The following is a 22,608-nucleotide window of genomic DNA, read 5'->3' on the forward strand; positions in this document are numbered from 1 at the left end:
AAATACTAAAGATAATTCAAAAACCGACATATAGTACCAGAATATGCGATATCAGGAGAGAATGAACATATTCTCCAGCCAATAGCACAGTGACTTAGCTCACATTTTATTGTTACTCAAAAACAAAACCCTTATCTCAAATAGGTTATAAATCTTTTTATATTCAATCAGATAACCACAAAAGCATAAAATAGCGCGTTTTACGCTGCATATTTGACCTGAATTCTCTTTGTATATTAAGTTGGTTGAGCGCCATTATTAAGGATCTAAGGAATAGATTCTGCTATCCAATAACAGTGGCGTTATGTATGCGGAGTGTCCCCATAACGCTGACCATACATCCCTCTCTGGACTGGAAAATATAATTAACGGATATAGCAGATAGCGTGGTTATCAACACGGGAAACGGGGTGTCCGCTATCTACCGGATAGACAGCAAACTATAACAACATCAGAAATACACACATGGGGTAACTGGAGAGCAATATCATGCTATACGACGCGTCGAAAGAACGTGACAACTGTGGCTTCGGCCTTATCGCCCATATAGAAGGCGAGCCGAGCCATAAAGTCGTCAGAACGGCTATTCATGGCCTGTCACGCATGCAGCATCGCGGCGCGATATTATCGGATGGTAAAACCGGCGATGGATGTGGGCTATTACTACAAAAACCTGACCGTTTTTTCCGTCTGGTGGCGGAAGAGCAAGGATGGAGACTGGCAAAAAATTACGCCGTCGGCATGCTATTTTTAAGTCAGGATGCGGAAGAAGCAGAAGCCAGCCGTAAAATTGTTGAAGAAGAACTTCAACGTGAAACCCTTTCAATTATTGGCTGGCGCGTGGTGCCAACCAATCCGGATATGCTGGGGGAAATTGCACTCTCTTCCCTACCGCGTATTGAGCAAATTTTTGTTAACGCACCGGCAGGCTGGCGCTCACTGGATATGGAGCGTCGTCTGTTTATGGCGCGTCGCCGTATCGAAAAACGGGTAGAAGATGAGACCTTCTACGTCTGTAGCCTATCGAACGTGGTCAGCATCTATAAAGGGCTGTGTATGCCCGTTGACCTGCCGCGTTTTTATCTCGACCTGGCGGATCTGCGGTTAGAATCCTCCATTTGTCTGTTTCACCAGCGTTTCTCCACCAATACCGTACCCCGCTGGCAGTTGGCGCAACCATTCCGCTATCTGGCACATAACGGTGAAATCAATACCATCACCGGTAACCGTCAGTGGGCCAGAGCTCGCTCCTATAAATTTAAAACGCCGCTGATTCCTGACTTACAGGATGCAGCTCCATTTGTTAATGAAACTGGTTCTGACTCCAGCTCGCTGGATAATATGCTGGAACTGTTTCTTAGCGGTGGAATGGATCTGATTCGGGCCATGCGTTTGCTGGTTCCACCGGCATGGCAGAATAACCCGGATATGGATGAAGAACTACGCGCTTTCTTCGACTTTAACTCCATGCATATGGAGCCGTGGGATGGTCCGGCGGGTATTGTTATGTCCGATGGGCGTTATGCCGCCTGTAATCTGGACCGTAACGGTCTGCGCCCTGCCCGCTATGTGATTACCAAAGATAAGCTAATTACCTGCGCCTCCGAAGTCGGCATCTGGGACTATCAACCGGATGAAGTGGTTGAAAAGGGCCGCGTTGGTCCGGGTGAGCTGATGGTGATCGATACCCGCACCGGCAGAATTCTGCGCACCAATGAAACCGATAATGACTTAAAGAGCCGTCACCCTTACCTGAGCTGGATGAGCAAAAACGTTCGTCGCTTAACGCCGTTTGAAGATCTGCCGGATGACCAGGTGGGCAGTCGTGAAATGGATGATACGCTGCTGGAAACCTACCAGAAGCAGTTCGCCTACAGTAACGAAGAACTGGAGCAGGTAATCCGCGTTATAGGCGAAAATGGCCAGGAAGCTACCGGTTCCATGGGTGATGATACCCCATTCGCCGTACTCTCCAGCAAGCCGCGGGTTATTTACGATTACTTCCGTCAGCAGTTCGCGCAGGTCACTAACCCGCCGATCGATCCACTGCGCGAAGCTCACGTCATGTCACTGGCCACCAATATTGGTCGTGAGATGAACGTCTTTTGTGAAGCGGAAGGTCAGGCTCACCGTCTGAGTTTTACCTCTCCGGTATTGTTGTACTCTGACTTTGTTCAGCTCACCACGCTGAAAGAGGAGTATTACCGGGCCGATACGGTAGATATCACCTACTGTCCGGACAAAATGGACCTGCATGCTGCTGTTATCGCCATGTGCGATGAAGCCGAGAAGAAAGTGCGTCAGGGCACGGTTCTGGTGGTACTGTCTGACCGTAATATTGCGCCGAACCGTTTGCCGATTCCGGCACCCATGGCGGTGGGCGCGTTACAAACCCGTCTGGTGGAGTCAAACCTGCGCTGCGATGCCAACATTATTATTGAAACCGCCAGTACCCGCGATCCGCATCACTTTGCCGTGCTGTTAGGCTTTGGTGCCACCGCTATCTACCCTTATCTGGCTTATGAAACGCTGGCCAAAATGGTAGAAACCGGCGTTATTGAGAAACAGCAGCGCCGGGTAATGCTGAATTACCGAAACGGTATCAATAAGGGTCTGTATAAGATTATGTCCAAAATGGGCATCTCTACCGTTGCCTCTTACCGTTGCTCTCAACTGTTTGAAGCCGTTGGTCTGCACTCCGAGCTGACAGCACTCTGTTTTAAAGGGGTCTCCAGCCGTATCGGTGGTGCTCACTTCAGCGATTTCCAGCAAGATCTGCTCAATCTGTCTAAACGGGCATGGCTGAAACGTAAACCACTGGATCAGGGCGGTTTGCTGAAGTTTGTTCATGGCGGTGAGTATCATGCTTACAATCCTGATGTGGTGTCGACCCTACAGGCCGCAGTGAAATCAGGTGATTATGAAGACTATAAATTGTATGCCGATCTGGTAAACAAGCGTCCGGTAACCACACTGCGTGATTTACTGGCGCTAAAACCACAGGATGAGTCTCAGGCTATTGCGATTGATAAAGTTGAACCGGCTGAATCGCTGTTCTCCCGTTTTGATACCGCCGCGATGTCTATTGGTGCGCTAAGTCCGGATGCCCATGAATCACTGGCGATTGCCATGAACACTATTGGCGGAAAGTCTAACTCCGGCGAAGGTGGCGAAGACCCGGTGCGTTATGGCACCAATAAAGTATCTCGCATCAAGCAGGTGGCTTCTGGTCGTTTTGGTGTTACTCCAGCCTATCTGGTCAATGCGGATGTTATTCAGATTAAAGTAGCCCAGGGCGCAAAACCGGGAGAAGGCGGTCAATTGCCGGGGGATAAAGTGACCCCTTATATTGCCAAATTGCGTTATTCCGTTCCCGGCGTAACCCTGATATCACCACCGCCTCATCATGATATCTACTCTATCGAAGATTTGGCCCAGCTGATTTTTGACCTCAAACAGGTCAATCATAAAGCCATGATCTCGGTGAAACTGGTTTCTGAACCGGGGGTGGGTACCATCGCTACCGGCGTTGCTAAAGCCTATGCTGATTTAATTACCATTGCCGGTTACGACGGCGGCACCGGGGCCAGCCCATTAAGTTCAGTGAAATATGCCGGCAGCCCTTGGGAATTAGGTCTGGCAGAGACCCAGCAGGCACTGGTGGCTAACGGCCTGCGTCATAAGATCCGTCTGCAGGTGGATGGTGGTCTGAAAACCGGACTGGATATCATTAAAGCGGCCATTCTTGGCGCAGAAAGCTTTGGTTTTGGTACCGGCCCGATGGTGGCATTAGGCTGTAAATATCTGCGAATTTGCCATCTGAACAACTGTGCTACCGGCGTTGCCACACAGGATGAAAAGCTGCGTGCAGACCACTATCACGGCCTGCCAGAGCGGGTCATTAACTACTTTAATTTTATCGCTCATGAAACTCGCCTGATTATGGCTGAACTGGGTATCGCACAGCTAACCGATCTAATTGGACGTACCGATCTGTTAACCGAGCTGGACGGCTTCTCAGCTAAACAGCAGCGTCTGGACCTCTCCGGTCTGCTGCACTGTGCTCAGCCACATCCGGGCAAAGCGCTGTTTTGCACCGAAAACAACCCGCCGTTTGATAAAGGCATTCTGAACCAGACCATTCTGACTCAGGCAGAACCTTATATGCAGGCGAAACAGAGCAAATCGTTCTACTTTGATATCCGCAATACCGACCGCTCGGTAGGCGCGGCACTGTCCGGTGCTATCGCCGAGAAACATGGCGATCAGGGACTGGCAGGCGATCCTATCAAAGTTCACTTTAACGGTACCGCCGGACAAAGCTTTGGCGTTTGGAATGCCGGTGGAGTTGAACTCACTCTGACCGGCGACGCCAACGACTATGTGGGTAAAGGCATGGCGGGAGGCACCATCATTATTCGCCCACCGGTAGGCTCTGCTTTCCGTGGGCATGAAGCATCCATTATCGGTAATACCTGTTTGTATGGCGCAACCGGTGGCAAGCTGTTTGCCGCAGGTCGCGCAGGTGAACGTTTTGCCGTGCGTAACTCCGGTGCGATTACCGTAGTTGAAGGCATTGGTGATAACGGTTGTGAATATATGACCGGTGGTATTGTTTGTATTCTGGGTCGTACCGGTATCAACTTTGGGGCGGGTATGACCGGCGGTTTCGCTTATGTACTGGATGAAGATAATGAGTTCCGTAAACGGGTTAATCCTGAACTGGTTGAAGTACTGGCAGTCGATGCATTAGCCATTCACGAAGAGCATCTGCGTGGATTGCTAACCGAACATATCCAGAACACCGGTTCCGCCAGAGCAGAAGAAATTCTGGCAAACTGGTCCGTGTGGGCAACTAAATTTGTCCTGGTCAAACCAAAATCCAGCGATATCAAAGCACTGCTCGGCCATCGTAGCCGTTCCAGCGCTGAGTTGCGGATTCAGGCGCAGTAAGAGGAAGGTAAACCATGAGCGAAAATGTCTATCAATTTATCGACCTGCAGCGTGTTGATCCGCCGAAAAAACCGCTAAATATCCGGAAGATTCAGTTTGTTGAAATCTACGAACCCTTTCTGGATACGCAGGCCAAAGCGCAGGCAGACCGTTGTCTCTCCTGCGGTAACCCCTATTGTGAGTGGAAATGTCCGGTACATAACTACATTCCTAACTGGCTGAAGCTGGCCAATGAGGGAAGAATTATGGAAGCGGCGGATCTGGCTCACCAAACCAACAGCCTGCCGGAAGTATGCGGTCGTGTTTGTCCACAGGATCGCCTGTGTGAAGGCTCCTGTACTCTGAATGATGAGTTTGGTGCCGTCACCATCGGTAATATTGAGCGCTATATCACCGATAAAGCGCTGGAGATGGGCTGGAAACCGGATATGTCACAGGTGAAGTCTACCGGTAAGAAAGTGGCAATTATTGGTGCTGGTCCCGCTGGATTAGCCTGTGCCGACGTGCTGGCGCGCAATGGCGTACAGGCGGTGGTGTTCGACCGTCATCCGGAGATCGGTGGCCTGCTGACGTTTGGCATCCCCTCTTTCAAACTGGATAAAGAGGTGATGGTAAAACGTCGCCAAATCTTTACCGAAATGGGGATCGAGTTCCGACTGAACACCGAAATTGGTCAGGATATTTCCGTCGCTCAGTTACTGGCAGAGTATGACAGCGTGTTTCTTGGTGTAGGCACCTATCAGTCCATGTCCGGAGGCTTACCGAATGAGCAAGCCAACGGTGTGTATAACGCCTTACCTTATCTGATTGCTAATACCAAACATATTATGGGCTATGCCGCCAGCAAGGATGAACCTTATATCAATCTGGAAGGTAAGCGAGTGGTGGTACTTGGCGGTGGTGATACCGCGATGGACTGCGTCAGAACCGCTATCCGTCAGGGGGCTACTCAGGTGATCTGTGCCTACCGCCGGGACGAAGAGAATATGCCAGGTTCACGACGCGAAGTGAAAAATGCCCGTGAAGAAGGTGTTGAATTCCAGTTTAACCTGCAGCCAGTCAGTATTGAAGTCAATGCTGCCGGTCAGGTAAACGGCGTGAAAGTCGTGCGTACTGAACTGGGAGCGCCAGATGCCAAAGGGCGTCGTAATCCACAGGTGATCGAAGGTTCCGAGCATACCCTAAACGCCGATGCCGTCATTATGGCTTTTGGTTTTAAACCACACAGTATGCCGTGGTTAACAGAACAGCGCGTCAATATGGATAAGCAAGGACGAATTACCGCCCCGGATGACAGCGAAATGCCTTATCAAACCAGCAATAGCAAAATATTTGCCGGTGGTGATGCAGTGCGCGGTTCCGATCTGGTAGTAACGGCGATTGCCGAAGGGCGTAAAGCAGCGGACGGGATTATGACGTTTTTGGGTGTTTAGGTTGTTGTGAATTATGAGAATAGCCCGCCAATACTGGCGGGCTATGACTAGTAAAAAACTAACAAATCAGCAGCTCTGGATATTCCGGTCGTAAAATCTAAAGTGCTTATATTAGCGTTATGCTCGACCGGAAGACCGTCCGTACGTAACTTCAGAGTACATCAGACCTACCCCCTCCCTCCTGACGATTAGCCATTTTTAAGTACAAAAGTAAACAGTCAGACTTTTCATCAATCGCTTTCAGTTTCCTTTGCTTTAACAAGTTTCCCTTCCTCCGATGCACACTTAATAAACAAACTTCTTAGCCATTGAACTGCCGGGTCATAGTGCACACGATGGTGCCAAATCAATCGGGTAAAAAACTTTCGTGAATCACAAGGATAAGGCAACACCACCAAATTATTCTTTTCCGCAAAATGATGAGCGGTTTGGCAGGGTAAGGTTAATACAAAGTCGGTTTCTGCCAGTATCATTGGCGCCGCTAAAAAATAGGGGACTGACATAGCAATATCATGGTCTGCCGAATGTTCAAAAGCACCTTCATCAATGGCATATCCTTGCCCCTGTTTACCGTCATGAACGGTAATTTGCATACGTCGGTACTGATTAATCTGTTCCATTGAAGGGATTTTTCCCGAGCCGATATACTCCGTCAGCGGATGCCCCTGTCGTACTAAGCAGGCGTAAGAGGTTTCAAACAGATTAATTTCATGAAAATCTGATGGCAAAGCCAGCAAAGGGAAAATGGCTAAATCCATGGTTCCATACTTCAGGCTGGAACAGAGATCTTCCCCTATTGGTAATATCTCAATTCGCGCTTTTGGCGCCTGACGAAAAAGCTCACCAATCACTCGGGAAAAAATGGTAAATACACCATTATCGACCGCCCCTACATATAACGTGCGCGTCAGCTCTTCCGGTCGAAACTCATCCGGATCGGTTAGTCGATCCAGTTCCTGTAAAGCAGCCAACACCCTGGGAGTAAGCAGCCTGGCCCTCGGCGTTGCCTGCATACCGTAGCCCGATTTAATAAACAGTTGATCGTTAAAAATGGATCTCAGTTTAGTTAATGCTCTGCTGGCAGCCGCCTGACTCATTCCCTGCTTGTTTGCTGCTGCCGTTAGCGACTGAGTTTCCGATAAAGCTTTGAATAAATTAAGTAATTCCGTATCCAGAGGAATGTTTTCCACTTTACGCATAATCGTTATCCGGAAAGGAGTATTTATCTCCCCACAGAGATAACCTACTATCGGCATAAAGTAAACAAATGTAACAAACGTAACGTGATTTAAGTCAAATTAAATTAATTTAACTATTTGATAAATATAATCATAAAAGATTTAAATCATGATTTTTTATTAATAATCAGCATCTAAAATTTACATTTAATTTTACATAACTTGGAATTTTTCATTCATTCAGAACATAGAAAAACAATAACTATTAAATAGTTACGGGTTTAAATCATTTATCTGGTTTACAAAAACTCTTGGTTAAGTCAACCGCTGAGTTGCCCCATTAATCGCATAAAAAAGATTCCCTTTTGGGATGGTTGGGGTTAGTGCCTGACTGGTAAGGCATGCCCCTCTAATCGCAAGAAAGTAGCATTGCCAATCAGGAGATAACTATGTTTATAAAAACCAGAAATACGCTGGTAGCAGGTACAGTCGCATTAGCGCTGGGCTTTGCCTCCCCAACGCTAATGGCTGCCGGTTTTAAACCGGCACAGCCTGCTGGTAATTTAGGTGCCATCGTGGTGGATCCATACGGAAATGCCCCCTTAACCGCATTAGTTGAACTGGACGGTCACAAAGTTTCTGACGTTAAAGTCACGGTACACGGAAAAAATGATAAAGGTGTTCCCATCAGCTACGCGGTTGGGGCTGAATCAATAAAAAGCTACGATGGCATTCCAATATTTGGCCTGTACCAAAAACACGATAACAAGGTCACGGTGGAATATAAGGAAAATAATAAACCGTTAAAAGATGAGTACATCATCAAGACCTCATCCATCGTCAATAACTACATGGATAACCGTTCATTAAGCGATCTGCAGGAAACTAAAGTCATCACTGTCGCCCCCCGGATTTGAAGATCGTTTGTACTTAGTTAATACCCATACTTTCACTGCTCAAGGTTCCGATCTCCACTGGCACGGCGAAAAGGATAAAAATGCAGGTATTCTTGACGCCGGCCCTGCTGGCGGAGCTTTGCCTTTTGATATCGCTCCTTTCACTTTTATCGTTGATACACAGGGAGAGTATCGCTGGTGGCTTAATCAAAATGCCATTTACGATGGTCGTGATGTAAACATCAATAAACGTGGTTATCTGATGGGGATTCGTGAAACACCACGAGGCACTTTCACCGCCGTACAAGGGCAACACTGGTATGAGTTTGACATGATGGGCCAGATTCTGGTGGATCATAAACTCCCCAGAGGCTTTATGGATGCCACCCATGAATCGGTGGAAACCTCTAACGGCACCGTGCTGCTACGGGTAGGTAAACGCAACTATAAGCGTGATGACGGCTTACATGTACATACCATTCGCGATCACATCATCGAAGTCGATAAATCCGGGCGCGTTATCGACGTATGGGATTTAAACCTGATACTTGATCCATTACGCGATAGCCTGTTAGGCGCGCTGGATGCCGGTGCGGTGTGTGTTAACGTCGATTTGGCTCATGCCGGTCAACAGGCCAAACTGGAGCCGGATACACCTTACGGTGACGCTTTAGGTGTCGGCCCTGGCCGTAACTGGGCGCACGTAAACTCCATCGCCTATGATGCTAAAGATGACTCCATCATTCTCTCTTCCCGCCATCAGGGAGTGGTAAAAATCGGCCGTGATAAAGAGGTGAAATGGATTCTGGCTCCGTCCAAAGGCTGGAATGAAAAGCTGGCTAAAAAGCTGCTGAAACCGGTATCAGACAGTGGAAAACCATTGCAGTGTGATGAAAACGGCAAATGTGAAAACAGTGACTTCGATTTCAGCTATACCCAACATACTGCCTGGCTCTCCAGTAAAGGCACCCTGACCGTGTTCGACAACGGTGATGGTCGCGGTCTCGAGCAACCTGCGCTGCCCACCATGAAATACTCACGTTTTGTGGAATATAAGATTGATGAGAAGAACATGACGGTTCAGCAGGTTTGGGAATATGGAAAGGATCGCGGTTATGACTGGTATAGCCCTATCACTTCAATTGTGGAATATCAAAAAGACAGAGATACCATGTTTGGTTTTGGTGGCTCCATTCACCTGTTCGATGTTGGTCAACCGACTGTCGGTAAGCTGAATGAGATCGACTATAAAACCAAAGCGGTGAAAGTAGAGATCGATGTGCTTTCCGATAAACCTAACCAGACCCACTATAGAGCCCTGCTGGTGCGTCCACAGAATATGTTCAAGTAATTCAGATGCTCCCTGAATGCGTTTTCGTATCGGGGAGCAATAAGTTCTGGTTGCGAAAAGCCGTTATATCTTTCAATTTTTAAGGAGCCATCATGTATTCATCAGGGTTTAAATGCTTACTCAAAAGTGCACTTTGTGCCTCTTTGTTGGCAATGTCATTTGTTGCTTCAGCTTTTACTGAAGGAACCGACTATGTGGTTTTGGAGAAACCGATTCCTGACGCAGAGAAAACGCTAATCAAAGTATTCAGCTATGCCTGCCCTTTCTGCTACAAATACGATAAAGCCGTCACAGCACAAGTTGCCGCTAAAGTGGCTGATACAGTGACTTTCCTTCCCTTTCATTTAGAAACCAAAGGTGAATATGGTCGGCCAGCCAGTGAAGTCTTCGCCGTTTTAATTCATAAAGATCAGGCGGCTGGTGTCTCTATTTTTGATGAGAAATCTCTATTTAAAAAAGTCAAGTTCGCCTATTACGCGGCCTATCATGATAAGAAAGAACGCTGGTCTGACGGTAAAGACCCTGAAGCCTTTATTAAAACCGGACTGGATGCCGCCGGTATCACCAAAGCGGACTTCGATGAGAGTCTGAAGGATGCAAAGGTTCAGGAAACGCTGGAGAAATGGAAAGCCAGCTATGAGGTGGCAAAAATTCAGGGAGTACCGGCTTATGTGGTCAACGGAAAATATCTGATCCTGACCAAGAGCATTAAATCTATCGACTCCATGGCCGACCTGGTTAAAGAGCTGGCCGCCAAATAAGGATTTCACATTATGCGTCTGTTCAAAACAATGTGGAAAAACCTACGCACCGCACCGGTTGATACGCTGGTCAGATGGCAGGAACAGCGTTTCCTATGGTTATTGATGGTGGTGGTGATGGGCGGATTAATCGTTCTTGCCCACTCGTTTTTCCAGATCTACCTGTACATGGCACCATGTGAACAGTGCGTCTATATTCGCTTCGCTATGTTTGTCATGGTTATTGGCGGGCTGATTGCCGCCATCAATCCGAAAATAATTGTGCTTAAGCTGATTGGTTGTATCGCGGCATTTTACGGCGCGATTACCGGTATGGGCTACTCCATTAAATTAAATGGTATTCACCATGCGGTACATAACCCTGACCCTGATGCGCTTTTTGGCGTGCAGGGGTGCTCCACCGATCCAACATTTCCCTTCGGTCTTCCGCTGGCCGACTGGTCACCGGAATGGTTTAAGCCAACCGGAGACTGTGGCTACGATGCCCCTATCGTTCCGGATGGGGTAACGCTAAACAGCATCCAACAATGGTTTATTGATATGTATGTTCAGGCGGAAGGTTGGTATCTGATTCCATCATGGCAGTTTATGAATATGGCTCAGGCTTGCTTTCTGGCCTTTGGGCTGTGTTTTATTATTCTGGTGATCATGACTATTGCCTGGATAGTTAAACTGGCTCGCGGTAATAAACCGGTACGCATGGGTTCTCAGATACGGTGATTTTTTCTTTTGGGTATAAAAAGGCGGAGATAAAATCTCCGCCTTTTTTCACTGTAAAACTGGTACCGCTATTTCACCACTCTCAACGCAGGACGACCGCGTGGAGGTTGAGGGGGCTCATCATCACCCGGACCGTTATCAGAAACTTCGGGTTCTTCATCTGATACCAAATGAATTCCCGTTTCTGATTTGTCGCTGTCGGTCTCATCAGCATCCTGATAAGCGAACGCGGATTCCAGATACTCGGGTTCCGGTTCAAACATGGTACCTGCACCGTTCTCTCTGGCATAAATCGCCAGTATTGCTGCCATAGGAACATGAACATGGCGAGGAATGCCGCCAAAGCGAGCATTGAAACGAATATCATCGTTTCCCAGTTCCAGATTGCCTACAGCATGAGGCGCAATATTCAAAATTATCTGACCGTCACGGGCAAATTCCATTGGAACGGAAATTCCAGGGACAGAAACATCCACCACTAAATGGGGAGTGAGCTGATTATCCAGTAACCAGTCATAAAAAGCCCGTAACAGATAAGGGCGACGCGGAGTCATCTGTGTAGGCTCCATCACTCTTATCCCCGCATTTGCAGGCGCATTTCACGCTCAGATTCGGTTAAAGAAGCCAGGAATGCTTCACGTTCAAATACGCGATTCATGTACAACTTGATTTCTTTAGCTCCAGCACCTGACAGTTCAATACCCAACTGCGGTAAACGCCATAATAACGGGGCCAGATAGCAATCAACCAAGCTGAACTCTTCGCTCATAAAATAAGGCGCTTCGTTAAACACTGGAGCGATTGCTAGCAGTTCTTCACGCAGTTGCTTACGGGCTGATTCAGCCTCTGAAGCACTGCCAGTCAGGATAGTATTCAGCAGTGAATACCAGTCTTGCTCAATCCGATGCATCATCAGACGGCTGGTTCCACGTGCGACAGGATACACTGGCATTAATGGAGGATGAGGAAAACGCTCATCTAAGTACTCCATAATAATGTGAGATTTGTACAGCGTCAGCTCACGATCAACCAGAGTAGGAACAGAACCATAAGGATTGAGATCTATTAAATCCTGCGGCAGGTTATCCATGTCGACCTGCTCAATCTCGACGCTCACGCCCTTTTCAGCCAGAACAATACGTACTTGATGACTGAAAATATCTGTAGGGCCGGAAAATAGCGTCATGACCGAACGTTTATTGGCAGCGACAGCCATGAAAACCTCCAAGTTTCTCAATATAATGACCAGAAATGGGCAGCCGTCAGACACGACAACTCCCCTAATTTTGTGCTTTCAGCTATGGATTATCTTCCTGCAAGGAAATGACCTGAATCGATAAGCATACGAAGCGTCGGCTATTCTAGCAGATTTTAGCCATCTTGATCAGACGTCAGTGATGATTTATTCAACATTATTTGTAGGGGGTTTAAAATCCTGCAAAATAACGCGGAAATTTCTTTTGATTTGTCCCATAAAAAAACCCGGTATAAACCGGGTTTTTAACATTAAGCATCTGCCCGAAGGGCAAACAATTAACGCTTGGAGAACTGTGGACGACGGCGTGCTTTACGCAGACCGACTTTCTTACGTTCAACCTTACGAGCATCACGAGTAACAAAACCTGCTTTACGCAGTTCGCTACGCAGTGATTCATCATATTCCATCAGTGCACGGGTGATACCGTGACGGATAGCACCAGCTTGACCGGAGATACCACCACCTTTAACAGTGATGTACAGATCCAGTTTCTCAACCATCTCGACCAGTTCTAACGGCTGACGAACTACCATGCGGGCAGTTTCACGACCGAAGTACTGTTCCAGACTACGCTGGTTAATTACGATATTACCGCTACCCGGCTTGATAAAGACGCGAGCGGAAGAGCTTTTGCGGCGACCAGTGCCGTAGTATTGATTCTCTGCCATTGCCTATAATCCCGATTAAATGTCCAGAACTTGCGGTTGTTGTGCCGCATGGTTGTGCTCGTTGCCTGCGTAAACTTTCAGTTTACGATACATAGCACGACCCAGCGGGCCCTTAGGCAGCATGCCTTTAACCGCGATTTCAATCACACGCTCAGGGTGGCGGGCAATCATCTCTTCAAAGGTCGCTTGCTTGATACCACCGATGAAACCAGTGTGGTGATAGTAGATCTTGTCAGAACGCTTGTTGCCGGTTACAGCAACTTTCTCTGCGTTCAGAACGATGATGTAATCACCAGTATCAACGTGCGGAGTATATTCCGCTTTATGCTTGCCGCGCAGACGACGAGCCAGTTCAGTAGCAAGACGGCCCAGCGTTTTGCCAGTTGCATCTACAACATACCAGTCACGTTTTACTGTTTCTGGCTTAGCTGAAAAAGTTTTCATTTAAATAACTTACCCAATATAAAGTTACACACGTTGGTGAACACCAAAACGTTAAAAACATTGTTGAGGCTCACACGACCAATCGAGTCCAGCAAACCTACCCCTTCGAGCAGTTAAATGCCGGCACCATTAAAGTTTCTGGGAAAAAAAACTTTGTTGTAACGTGGGGTCGCAAGATTATAGAGAAGTCGCCCCCAAAGGTCGACCTGTTTTTATAGCTAAACCTACTTTATTCACGATTAATTACCCAAAAAATTAGCCCGCAGTGGATACCGCGGGCTAAACAGTGGAATGATGTTAACGATTGATCAACTATCGGACTTAGATAATGCCCATGCTGATTAACAGTTCCCACCAGCCCAGGCCAATGGTCATATGAACAAACAGGCTCAGGAAGGCAATCACACCACCGATAATCCACCATGAACGGATGTCGTTATAACCGGCACCGAACACGATTGGAGCAGCAGCGCCTCCGTAATGGGTCAGACTACCACCGTAGGAGTTAGAGAACAGTAACCCTAACGCCAGCAACATTGGAGGCGCACCGGCCACCATACCAACGGTAGCAAATACCGGCACCATGGCTGCCACATAAGCACCGCCGGAAGCGAACAGATAACGAATGGCAACGCTGATGAACATGATAACAAACAGCGCGGTCATTGCATGGTCACCGAAGGTCAGGTGCTCACCCATAAAGGTGGCTAACCACGCGAAGAATCCGGTTTTAGTTAATACACCGGACATCCCGATAATACCGCCGTACCAAATCAGCGTGTTCCAACCGCCCTTATTCTTCAGCACATCATCCCAGGTGACCACACCCAGAATCAACGTAACTGCCATAACACACAGCGCGACAGTAGATGCATCAATGCCGATAAAATCAGCGCCAATCCAGCCTGACAGGGCTAATACGAAAATCACACCCAACAGTTTTTCACGCAGCGTCATTGGGCCCAATTTTTCCAGCCCTTCTGCTGCAATCTCTTTGTTGTTAACTTTTTTCAGCTCTGGCGGATACATCTTGTAAATCAGATAAGGCGTGATCGCCAACATGATCAACCCAGGAACTGCGGCAGCCAGTGCCCAGCCAGCCCAGCTCAGTTTAATGTGCAGGATATCTGCCATCATGGCTAATGCCAGCGCGTTAGGCGCCATTGCCGTCAGGAACATATAGCTGGTGGTTTTAGTCACCATATATACGTTAACCATCAGATAGTGACCCGCTTTACGTGGGCTATCGTTAGGATCGGAACCTAATGCTACGGATACGCTGTTAATAATGGGGAATACAATTCCCCCTGCGCGCGCAGTGTTAGACGGGGTTGCCGGAGCAATAAACAGATCGAGAATAGCGGTAACATAGCCTAAACCCAGCGTTGTTCCCCCCAGTTTACCAATCAGGATATAGGATATTCTTTTGCCCAGACCAGTAATAACGAATGCAGCACTCAGGGTAAACGCAGCAAACACTAACCAGGTTGTACCGGAGGAATAGCCTTTCAGTACTTCAGATATCTTAATATCTTTACCGCCGTAGAGGCCAATCACCACCGCCGTTGCAGCAATGGTTGCCAGCAAGATAACCGGTTCAGAATAGGGTTTTAATACCAAGCCAACGATTGCAGCCAGATAGAGACCAAACAATAGCCAGGCTATCGGCGGTAATCCTGCCGGCGTCGGTATTAACGCAATAATTATGGGAATGGCTATTAACAGCAATAGCTTCCACATTTTTTCTTTACTCATTACTCTCAATCTCCTTAAGATAAAAACAAAATAAGGGGTACGTGCTTAAATCAACAGAAATAAGCATCAAAGCTATTTATAAAAATCGGCGAACTACTTTTAGTACTCTTTTATTTATTGTTATCGACTTGTTATTATCGACACGACTGTCGATATGACTATCTAACCTTAGTAAATAAACCCAATGCCTGAAGGCAAATATATTCTTATCAATTGCATCAGATAATGCGGCAAACCAAATAATAATTATGTGACGCAGACTAAATTGAAGTTATAAATTTAATGTTTTTAATTACCATTTTAATTCTTATTAACTTTATATATTTAACTATTCATATGAATAAAATTATTCACAAAGAAAAAATGGCACTTACCAAGGAATAATAAGTGCCAAGACAGAGAAACAAACAGGAGATTAATTATTACCTATCCGATTCTATATATTTTCTAATTGTTATTACTTAATTCATAAAGAATATAAAAGATGGTTTACTATTAATTGAAATCGATATCACCCCTCATCAACACACGGGCAGTTCGATATACCGTTCCGTTTAATACCTTCAGTTCACCGTTCTGGCTTTCTACCTCAGCACTAACCGAAAGAACCCCGCTGCAATGGCCGATATTTAATTCATCTTTTTCACTACAGCTTCCGGCGATTTCATGCACCAGCGTTCCGGGAATTTTAGCCGCGACACCAATGCAAACCCCACCAGTAATAGCCAACACCGGGTGTAATTTTCCCATAGACAGCATTCTGGCCTGAATATCAATGGCGTTTGCCGAAACCGCCTGACCAGACAAACTGGTATAACCCATTGGCGACGCAATGAAGCAGAACTTCGGTACTGCCTGACTATTATGTTTGGCGTCATGCATATCTTTCGCCAGCCCAATCAGTACCGCGGCAGCCTCACGAATCGCCAGCATTCTGTCTAATAGCTTAGCGTTACTGTCGATTTCAGCCGGTAACTCATTACCAGTAAGACCTAAATCAGCAGCTCTGACGAATACCAGAGGATTGGCTGCATCAACAATGGTGATCTCTGTTGGCCCATAACCGGGCACATCGATTACATCTTTAGGCTGTCCTGTTGGCAGTAACTTTCCGGTTACCGCGCCACCAGGAGAGAGAAAATCAAGTTGAATACGGGCGCCGGTACTAGGCACACCGGAAATAGAGAAGTCACCGTTATACACCACTTTCCCAGCTTTAACCGGTACATGGGAGACAATGGTTTTTTGCGTATTGGTATTAAAAATTTTAACTTTGGTTACCGGTTCGGTGATTTCATCCACCAGCCCATTTTCAATCGCGAATGGTCCAACAGCAGAAGAGATATTGCCACAGTTTCCTTTGCGATCTACCGCGTTAGTCGCGGTTTCAACCTGGCAAAAGGTATAGTTGACGCTGTTCTTCTCTCCAGCCCGCTTACCTACGATCATCGCTTTACTGGTGGTTGACGTCCCGCCACCCATGCCGTTTATTTGTCGTCCGGAAGGATCGCTACTGCCATAAATACGGCACAGTAACTTATCCTGTTCTGAAACTTCTGGTGGAAGAGAATCCTCCACAAAACAGCCAGCTTTACTGGTTCCCCCGCGCATCCAGAAGCAGGGAATGGTATGATTTTCCACGATTAACTCCTCCAGCGATGATTAATTAATATTTTTACTGTGGGACTCAGGAAACTGAGCTAAAAACCAGGTCACAATCAGCAAATCGGCACTGCCACCAGGGCTTAAATTGCGTTCAATGCACTGCCGATCGAACTCTTTTAGCTTGCTAATGTAATCGGTTTGCATCACACCACCTTCGGCCAAAAACTGCTGTGCCGTTTGCTGTAACCAGCGCAAACCTTCCGGCCCACCGCGAGAAGCGACGTTGGTGTCGCCATTTACCGCCATCAGGCTGAGTAGTGCCTGCAATAGGGCGCGTTGTGGGTCAATTCCCTGAGCAATTAAACTTTGATAAACCGGCAATGACGTGGTTTGCACTGACTGAAAACCAGATTCGGCCTCACCACGAGCACCAGACAGTCCATACTGCTGATAGAGCCTCTGTCCCGCCGTCAGCGCCTGATTATTCTGTTCCAGTTCACGCATCACCATGCCGTGACTCATGGCCGCGACTTCATGACATAGATTTTGCTGGGTAACCGCCTTCTGATTTGAAACCAGCCGCCCCATAGCGGTTGCCAGTAATCCCAGCGAGAAAATAGTGCCTTTGTGAGTATTTACGCCGGATGTGGCTTTATACATCGAGGCTTCACATGCCATCCCCAGCGGGCGTAAGCCATACAGAATATCGCTGCTGGGCTGCAGATGAGTGCTCATGCCATATTCGATAAAATAAGGGATCCAGACCCGAATCGCTTCGGCGCTACGGTAGAAATCCGTCAGGTCCATATCTTTATGCGCGCCGTTATTGCGCATATCCACCAGTCCCGGCTTAGGTGTCAAATTAACTTCATTCAGCATGGCGCTGTTAGCCAGTTGGCTACAGCGGACTACCCAGGGCAGTTTGTTAAGTTCCAGACGATGAGCGGCATTCGCCGAATTCATTGAACTAAACATGATTGATTAAATCCTCCATCGCCTGATGCAGCGCCGGTACGGAATGGGTGCGTTCACGGGCGCAAATTCGCGCATCGCGGGAGCAGAGAAAACACTGTCTTGGTGCGATATTCATTGACTGGCGGGAGATGATGCCTTCGCTGCCGATCACATCAATATCCCACAGGCGACCAACCGTACTTTGCTCTTCACTTTCTACGCAAGCACGCTTAACTTCTCTGGCATCATGACCTATTGCTATCAGCCCCTCCGGGCCGGTTGGCAAACAAAACACTGCCTTATCAACAACATTCCATTTCTGCTGCTGACATAATTTGTCTAACGTTTGCCAGGCCAGATTGAAGGCCTGGCGCACTACTGTGCTGTCCTTAATTTCACCCGGAACCACAACAGTTAACGAAATCAGGGTGGTTTGATGTTTAGCTAACCAGAGCTGCTGCCGTTCCTGGCGAGCTTCTCTGCTCAACAACACCTCTTCCAGCGTGACTTTGTGATAACTCGCCTGTTCCGGGAGAATATTCATTGCACGATTACTCTTTTATCTGATTAACAACATCAATCACTGAGCCATCGCGATAGCGAACCACTGCCACCACCCGATCGGTAAACTCAATCGGTTTAGGCTTACCGGTTAGCATTAATGCGCGCTGATACAGGTCATTAATACTGACAATATCCATACCGGCTTTTTGCAACCGTTCTGCCAGTTCAGGACGTGCGGGGTTAACGGCAATACCATGATCGGTAACCAGAATATCGATACTGCTTCCCGGTGTGATTAAGGTTGTTACCTGCTCAACGATGGTTGGAATACGTCCACGGACCAGCGGTGCCACGATAATCGATAGCTTGGAAGCCGCGGCGGTATCGCAGTGTCCACCAGACGCACCGCGCAATACACCATCCGAACCGGTGAGTACGTTGATATTGAACTGGGTATCAATTTCCAGAGCACTCAGGATCACCACATCCAGATGGTCAACGGAAGCGCCTTTGGAAGTGAAGTTAGCGTATTGGTTAGCGCTGATCTCAACGTGATTTGGATTACGCGCCAGTGATGCCGCAGCGCCACTGTCAAAGCTTTGCACATCCAGCAGCTTGTCGATAAGCCCCTTCTCATGCAGGTCAACCATGGCCGCCGTGATACCACCTAAAGCAAAACCGGCAGTAATATTCTGGCTGCGCATTTTGTTTTCCAGAAAACGCACTACCGCCAGCGAAGCACCACCGGTACCGGTTTGCATCGAGAAACCCTGTTTGAAATAGCCAGAGTTAATGATCACTTCAGCCGCTCTGAGGGCAATCAGCAGTTCACGTGGGTTGGTGGTCATGCGCGTGGCATCCGCACCAATCTTATCCGCATCACCGACGCGATCGACCTGTACAATTAGATCGACCTGATCCTGACAAATACTCAGCGGATGGTGTGGGTAAGGCAGGATATCTTCCGTCAACAGCACCACAGTTTTAGCGTGTTCAGCATCAACCCGACCATAACCCAGCGAGCCACAACAGGCTTTGCCGGTGAATCCGTTGGCATTACCAAACTCATCGCATGCTGGAACCCCAAGGAAAGCCACATCAATGCTTAATTCCCCTGACTCCACCAGATTAACGCGGCCGCCGTGAGAGTGAACCTGAACCGGCTCTTTTAATAAACCACGGGAAATCTCTTCAGCCAGTGGCCCGCGTAGACCAGAAGTATAGATACGGGTCACCACACCATTGCGGATATGTTCAATCAGCGGAGAGTGGCAGCCAGCCAGCGAACTGGAGGCCAGCGTCAGGTTTTTGAACCCCATGGCGGCGATTTGAGCCATGACTAAATTGACGGTTAAATCCCCACCGCGAAAAGCATGGTGGAAAGAGATAGTCATGCCGTCCTGCAAGCCGGAACGGCGAATCGCATCTTCCAGAGAATTACAGATTTTCTTATCTCTTGGTTTTTTCGATTGCAGATTAGCCTTGGAAACATCGCAGAAAGGCGATAGTTTCAATGGAGCTTTAGCCCCGGATTCTTCATCAAAGTCATTAAGTTGCTGAATCAGGCTATTACATAAATTCGTTACACGTTGTTGGCGAGCCATTATTTTCACCTCATCTTATTCTTCACGAACGCCGGAAAGCGCTGCGCGTTGTACCACCAGACGAGCACGTTCAATAATCGGGCCGTCAATCATTTTGCCATTAAGAGAAACCACACCCAGACCTTCAGCTGCCGCAGCTTCTGCCGCTTCAATCACTCGCTGAGCATATTCCAGCTCTTTGGTAGTTGGCGCGTAAAGGTTGTGAAGAAGTTCTATTTGACGAGGGTTAATCAGCGATTTGCCATCAAAGCCTAATTGCTTAATATGAGCCGCTTCATTCAGGAAGCCCTGCTCGTTATTGGCATCGGAATAGACGGTATCAAATGCCGCAATTCCCGCCGCACGAGCCGCCTGCAGGATAGAGCAACGGGCAAACAATAACTCAATACCTTCCGGTGAGCGTTCGGTACGCAGGTTGCGCACATAGTCCTCAGCACCTAGTGCAATACCAATCAGACGTGGAGAAGCCAGAGCAATATCAACGGCATTATTGATGCCTTCCGCAGATTCAATCGCCGCCATCATTCCGGTGCTACCCACTTCCCGACCGCATTCAGCTTCAATGCGAGCGATCTGTTGCTCCATATCAACAACATCCTGGGCGCTATCGGTTTTCGGTAAGCGAACGATATCAACGCCACCGCGTACTACCGCTTCAAGATCTTTAATACCAAATTCAGAATCCAGTGCATTTACCCGCACAACGGTTTCAATCTTCTGATACATCGGGTGTTGCAGCGCATGAAATACCAGTAAACGCGCAGCATCTTTTTCTCTCAATGCTACCGAGTCTTCCAGGTCAAACATGATGGCATCAGCAGAATAAATAAAAGAGTTACTCACCATGGCGGCATTCGCACCAGGAACAAACAGCATACTGCGGCGGACCCGCTGCTTTAGAGCTGGATTCATTTTAATGCCCCCCACGGAAGTTCTTTGCTGTCGCTGGCTCTTAACAACACGGTTTGCAGACGAGCACGTAAAATGCAGTCAAGAGCGCCTTTATCATCGATAATCAGTTGAACGCCCGTTACACCCAGTTTGGATAATGTATCCATCACGGTTTCCCGGATGGCATCACCAAACTGTTTTTCCACGCTGCTGTTTAACTGCAGATCGATCTCCGACCCTCCAATGGGTGCGATCCGTACCATGACATCACTTGATTCAAGTGTGCCGGCAACGGCTTCTTTTACAATTTTCATAATTCACCTACGGTAATAACAGATTCTTCTGAGGGGGTTCCTGCACTTTTCTGCCGAATATTCGGGTTATTAATTAAATAGTTATAAGTGCAGTCGGGTACTAAATCAGCAATAACATCCATCTGTTTTTTGGCCAACAGACGACGTACCCAGGAAGCCGAAATAGCGGTGCCTTCATGTTGTAAGCGCTCTATTTCAACTAACTCAATAGGGGGGAAAGTTAATTCAGGGGTATTTAACCAGTAACGCATATCGGCGTTATATTTACTGGTCACTTCACAGAAAGGTTCAGTACCCACAAAGCGATGGGTCACTCCCAAAGCCGGTGCCAGATACTGGCGGAATATTTTCAGATCAATTTCGGTATAACAGTTATCAACGATGCCCTGCTCTTTAATAAAGTAGCAAGGGAAGGTTGCCCGGGAAATCATATACTCCGAGCCGGGATGAACCGTCAAATTGGCGATATTTGCGGTTCCTTCTGTAACCAGCCTTAAGCGATCTACATAAGGGAAAGTCGAGGTATTCTCTTTGACTAAAAACAGATGAAGCCAGTCGCACTGCGCTGCTGCCTGCTGTACCAGATATTGATGGCCGAGCGTAAACGGGTTGGCATTCATGATGATGCAACCAATTTTTTCTCCGGGCTGACGGCTGGTCGCTAACTGCTGACTATAACGACGCAACCGGCAACTGCTGTTTTCCATTAAAACCACAATGCCGGGAACGGAAGCGATAGGGAAAAAACCACACTGGCGAAACAAAACTTCATTTTGAGTTTTAGTATAAATAAACAGATGGCTATGGTGACGCTCATAAGCCAGATTAACCAACTCCGTTGCCAAAGAGAGTGCAATCCCTTCACCACGAAGTTCTTCGTTAATTGCCACGCATTTAATTATATTATCGGCAATACCACCGCAGGCGATAATTTGGCTATCGCGCATCACGGTAATAAACTCTTCAACCGACGTATCAATATTCAAATCGTTCTTGCGCAGAAATTTTGTGATCTCTGCTATTTTTTTATACTCTGAACGTTTTACACGGCTGAATATTGTTGAATTATACATGTTCTATTCTCTATATAAGTATTTAGCTATAGTAATAAAGAAAAATACCGTGCCAACTTACACATTTATCAGAAGTTAATAATTAAAAGAAAACGATGTCTTTAACATTATCGGGAATGTTATTTTAATAATTAAAAAAATAAGTCAATTGACTAATAAAATCATGGATAACATCATAGTAACTAGGTTGAGGGAGTTAATTGATCTGCTTCACACTTAGCCGAATAAACATTAATATCTTAATGG

The 22,608-nt window shown here is 47.3% G+C and carries 17 protein-coding genes and 1 pseudogene; 5 read left to right on the forward strand and 13 right to left on the reverse strand.

Features of this window, described 5'->3' with window-relative positions:
• The first annotated feature begins 489 nt into the window (after nucleotides 1-489).
• Together gltB and EKN56_RS16030 are read left to right on the forward strand one after the other, a co-directional pair.
• Entirely contained in the window at nucleotides 490-4,953 is a 4,464-nt protein-coding gene (gltB, locus tag EKN56_RS16025) for a glutamate synthase large subunit (RefSeq protein WP_130592711.1), read from the forward strand.
• Between the two features lie 14 nt (nucleotides 4,954-4,967).
• Nucleotides 4,968-6,386 carry a glutamate synthase small subunit gene (locus EKN56_RS16030; RefSeq protein WP_130592712.1) on the forward strand — a complete coding sequence of 473 codons (1,419 nt, stop codon included), beginning with the start codon at nucleotides 4,968-4,970 and terminating at the stop codon, nucleotides 6,384-6,386.
• 230 nt (nucleotides 6,387-6,616) lie between these two features.
• Here the strand turns inward: EKN56_RS16030 and EKN56_RS16035 are convergent, their stop codons facing one another.
• A complete protein-coding gene (locus EKN56_RS16035; RefSeq protein WP_130592713.1) occupies nucleotides 6,617-7,585 on the reverse strand; it encodes a LysR family transcriptional regulator in 969 nt (322 codons plus the stop codon).
• Between the two features lie 428 nt (nucleotides 7,586-8,013).
• Here EKN56_RS16035 and EKN56_RS16040 point away from each other — a divergent pair.
• The 3 genes and pseudogenes from EKN56_RS16040 (at nucleotide 8,014) to dsbI (ending at nucleotide 11,292) form a co-directional block, all read left to right on the forward strand.
• Nucleotides 8,014-9,811 (forward strand): annotated as a pseudogene (locus tag EKN56_RS16040) (aryl-sulfate sulfotransferase).
• Between the two features lie 152 nt (nucleotides 9,812-9,963).
• Nucleotides 9,964-10,572, forward strand: a complete 609-nt coding sequence (locus EKN56_RS16045; RefSeq protein ID WP_246020104.1) for a thiol:disulfide interchange protein DsbA/DsbL — start codon at nucleotides 9,964-9,966, stop codon at nucleotides 10,570-10,572.
• 12 nt (nucleotides 10,573-10,584) lie between these two features.
• The gene (gene dsbI / locus EKN56_RS16050; RefSeq protein ID WP_130592715.1) at nucleotides 10,585-11,292 is read left to right on the forward strand and encodes a protein-disulfide oxidoreductase DsbI; all 708 of its coding nucleotides are present in this window, start codon (nucleotides 10,585-10,587) and stop codon (nucleotides 11,290-11,292) included.
• A 68-nt stretch (nucleotides 11,293-11,360) separates the two neighbouring features.
• Here dsbI and sspB read toward each other — a convergent pair whose 3' ends face one another.
• The 12 genes from sspB to citC form a co-directional block, all read right to left on the reverse strand.
• The gene (sspB, locus tag EKN56_RS16055) at nucleotides 11,361-11,861 is read right to left on the reverse strand and encodes a ClpXP protease specificity-enhancing factor (protein WP_130592716.1); all 501 of its coding nucleotides are present in this window, start codon (nucleotides 11,859-11,861) and stop codon (nucleotides 11,361-11,363) included.
• 5 nt (nucleotides 11,862-11,866) lie between these two features.
• Nucleotides 11,867-12,508 carry a stringent starvation protein SspA gene (gene sspA / locus EKN56_RS16060; RefSeq protein WP_130592717.1) on the reverse strand — a complete coding sequence of 214 codons (642 nt, stop codon included), beginning with the start codon at nucleotides 12,506-12,508 and terminating at the stop codon, nucleotides 11,867-11,869.
• 317 nt (nucleotides 12,509-12,825) lie between these two features.
• Entirely contained in the window at nucleotides 12,826-13,218 is a 393-nt protein-coding gene (gene rpsI, locus EKN56_RS16065) for a 30S ribosomal protein S9 (RefSeq protein WP_130592718.1), read from the reverse strand.
• Between the two features lie 15 nt (nucleotides 13,219-13,233).
• The gene (rplM, locus tag EKN56_RS16070) at nucleotides 13,234-13,662 is read right to left on the reverse strand and encodes a 50S ribosomal protein L13 (protein WP_130592719.1); all 429 of its coding nucleotides are present in this window, start codon (nucleotides 13,660-13,662) and stop codon (nucleotides 13,234-13,236) included.
• 321 nt (nucleotides 13,663-13,983) lie between these two features.
• The gene (locus EKN56_RS16080; RefSeq protein ID WP_130592720.1) at nucleotides 13,984-15,417 is read right to left on the reverse strand and encodes an anion permease; all 1,434 of its coding nucleotides are present in this window, start codon (nucleotides 15,415-15,417) and stop codon (nucleotides 13,984-13,986) included.
• Between the two features lie 495 nt (nucleotides 15,418-15,912).
• Nucleotides 15,913-17,058: a 2-methylaconitate cis-trans isomerase PrpF family protein gene (locus tag EKN56_RS16085; RefSeq protein WP_130592721.1), complete on the reverse strand. Its 1,146-nt coding sequence runs from the start codon at nucleotides 17,056-17,058 to the stop codon at nucleotides 15,913-15,915.
• A gap of 21 nt (nucleotides 17,059-17,079) precedes the next feature.
• Complete coding sequence (citG, locus tag EKN56_RS16090; RefSeq protein ID WP_407656560.1) at nucleotides 17,080-18,000, reverse strand: triphosphoribosyl-dephospho-CoA synthase CitG; 921 nt, start codon at nucleotides 17,998-18,000, stop codon at nucleotides 17,080-17,082.
• The gene (citX, locus tag EKN56_RS16095; RefSeq protein WP_130592722.1) at nucleotides 17,990-18,520 is read right to left on the reverse strand and encodes a citrate lyase holo-[acyl-carrier protein] synthase; all 531 of its coding nucleotides are present in this window, start codon (nucleotides 18,518-18,520) and stop codon (nucleotides 17,990-17,992) included. The genes citG and citX overlap by 11 nt, the downstream gene beginning before the upstream one ends.
• Nucleotides 18,521-18,527: 7 nt before the next feature.
• Nucleotides 18,528-20,084, reverse strand: a complete 1,557-nt coding sequence (citF, locus tag EKN56_RS16100; protein ID WP_130592723.1) for a citrate lyase subunit alpha — start codon at nucleotides 20,082-20,084, stop codon at nucleotides 18,528-18,530.
• A gap of 15 nt (nucleotides 20,085-20,099) precedes the next feature.
• On the reverse strand, nucleotides 20,100-20,996 hold the full coding sequence (citE, locus tag EKN56_RS16105) for a citrate (pro-3S)-lyase subunit beta (protein ID WP_130592724.1): 897 nt from the start codon (nucleotides 20,994-20,996) through the stop codon (nucleotides 20,100-20,102).
• A complete protein-coding gene (citD, locus tag EKN56_RS16110; RefSeq protein ID WP_130592725.1) occupies nucleotides 20,993-21,289 on the reverse strand; it encodes a citrate lyase acyl carrier protein in 297 nt (98 codons plus the stop codon). Before citD ends, citE begins: the two co-directional genes overlap by 4 nt.
• Complete coding sequence (citC, locus tag EKN56_RS16115) at nucleotides 21,286-22,362, reverse strand: [citrate (pro-3S)-lyase] ligase (RefSeq protein WP_130592726.1); 1,077 nt, start codon at nucleotides 22,360-22,362, stop codon at nucleotides 21,286-21,288. The genes citD and citC overlap by 4 nt, the downstream gene beginning before the upstream one ends.
• Nucleotides 22,363-22,608 lie beyond the last annotated feature (246 nt).

It is taken from the genome of Limnobaculum zhutongyuii, from assembly GCF_004295645.1.
In the GTDB taxonomy this organism is placed as follows: Bacteria; Pseudomonadota; Gammaproteobacteria; order Enterobacterales; family Enterobacteriaceae; genus Limnobaculum; species Limnobaculum zhutongyuii.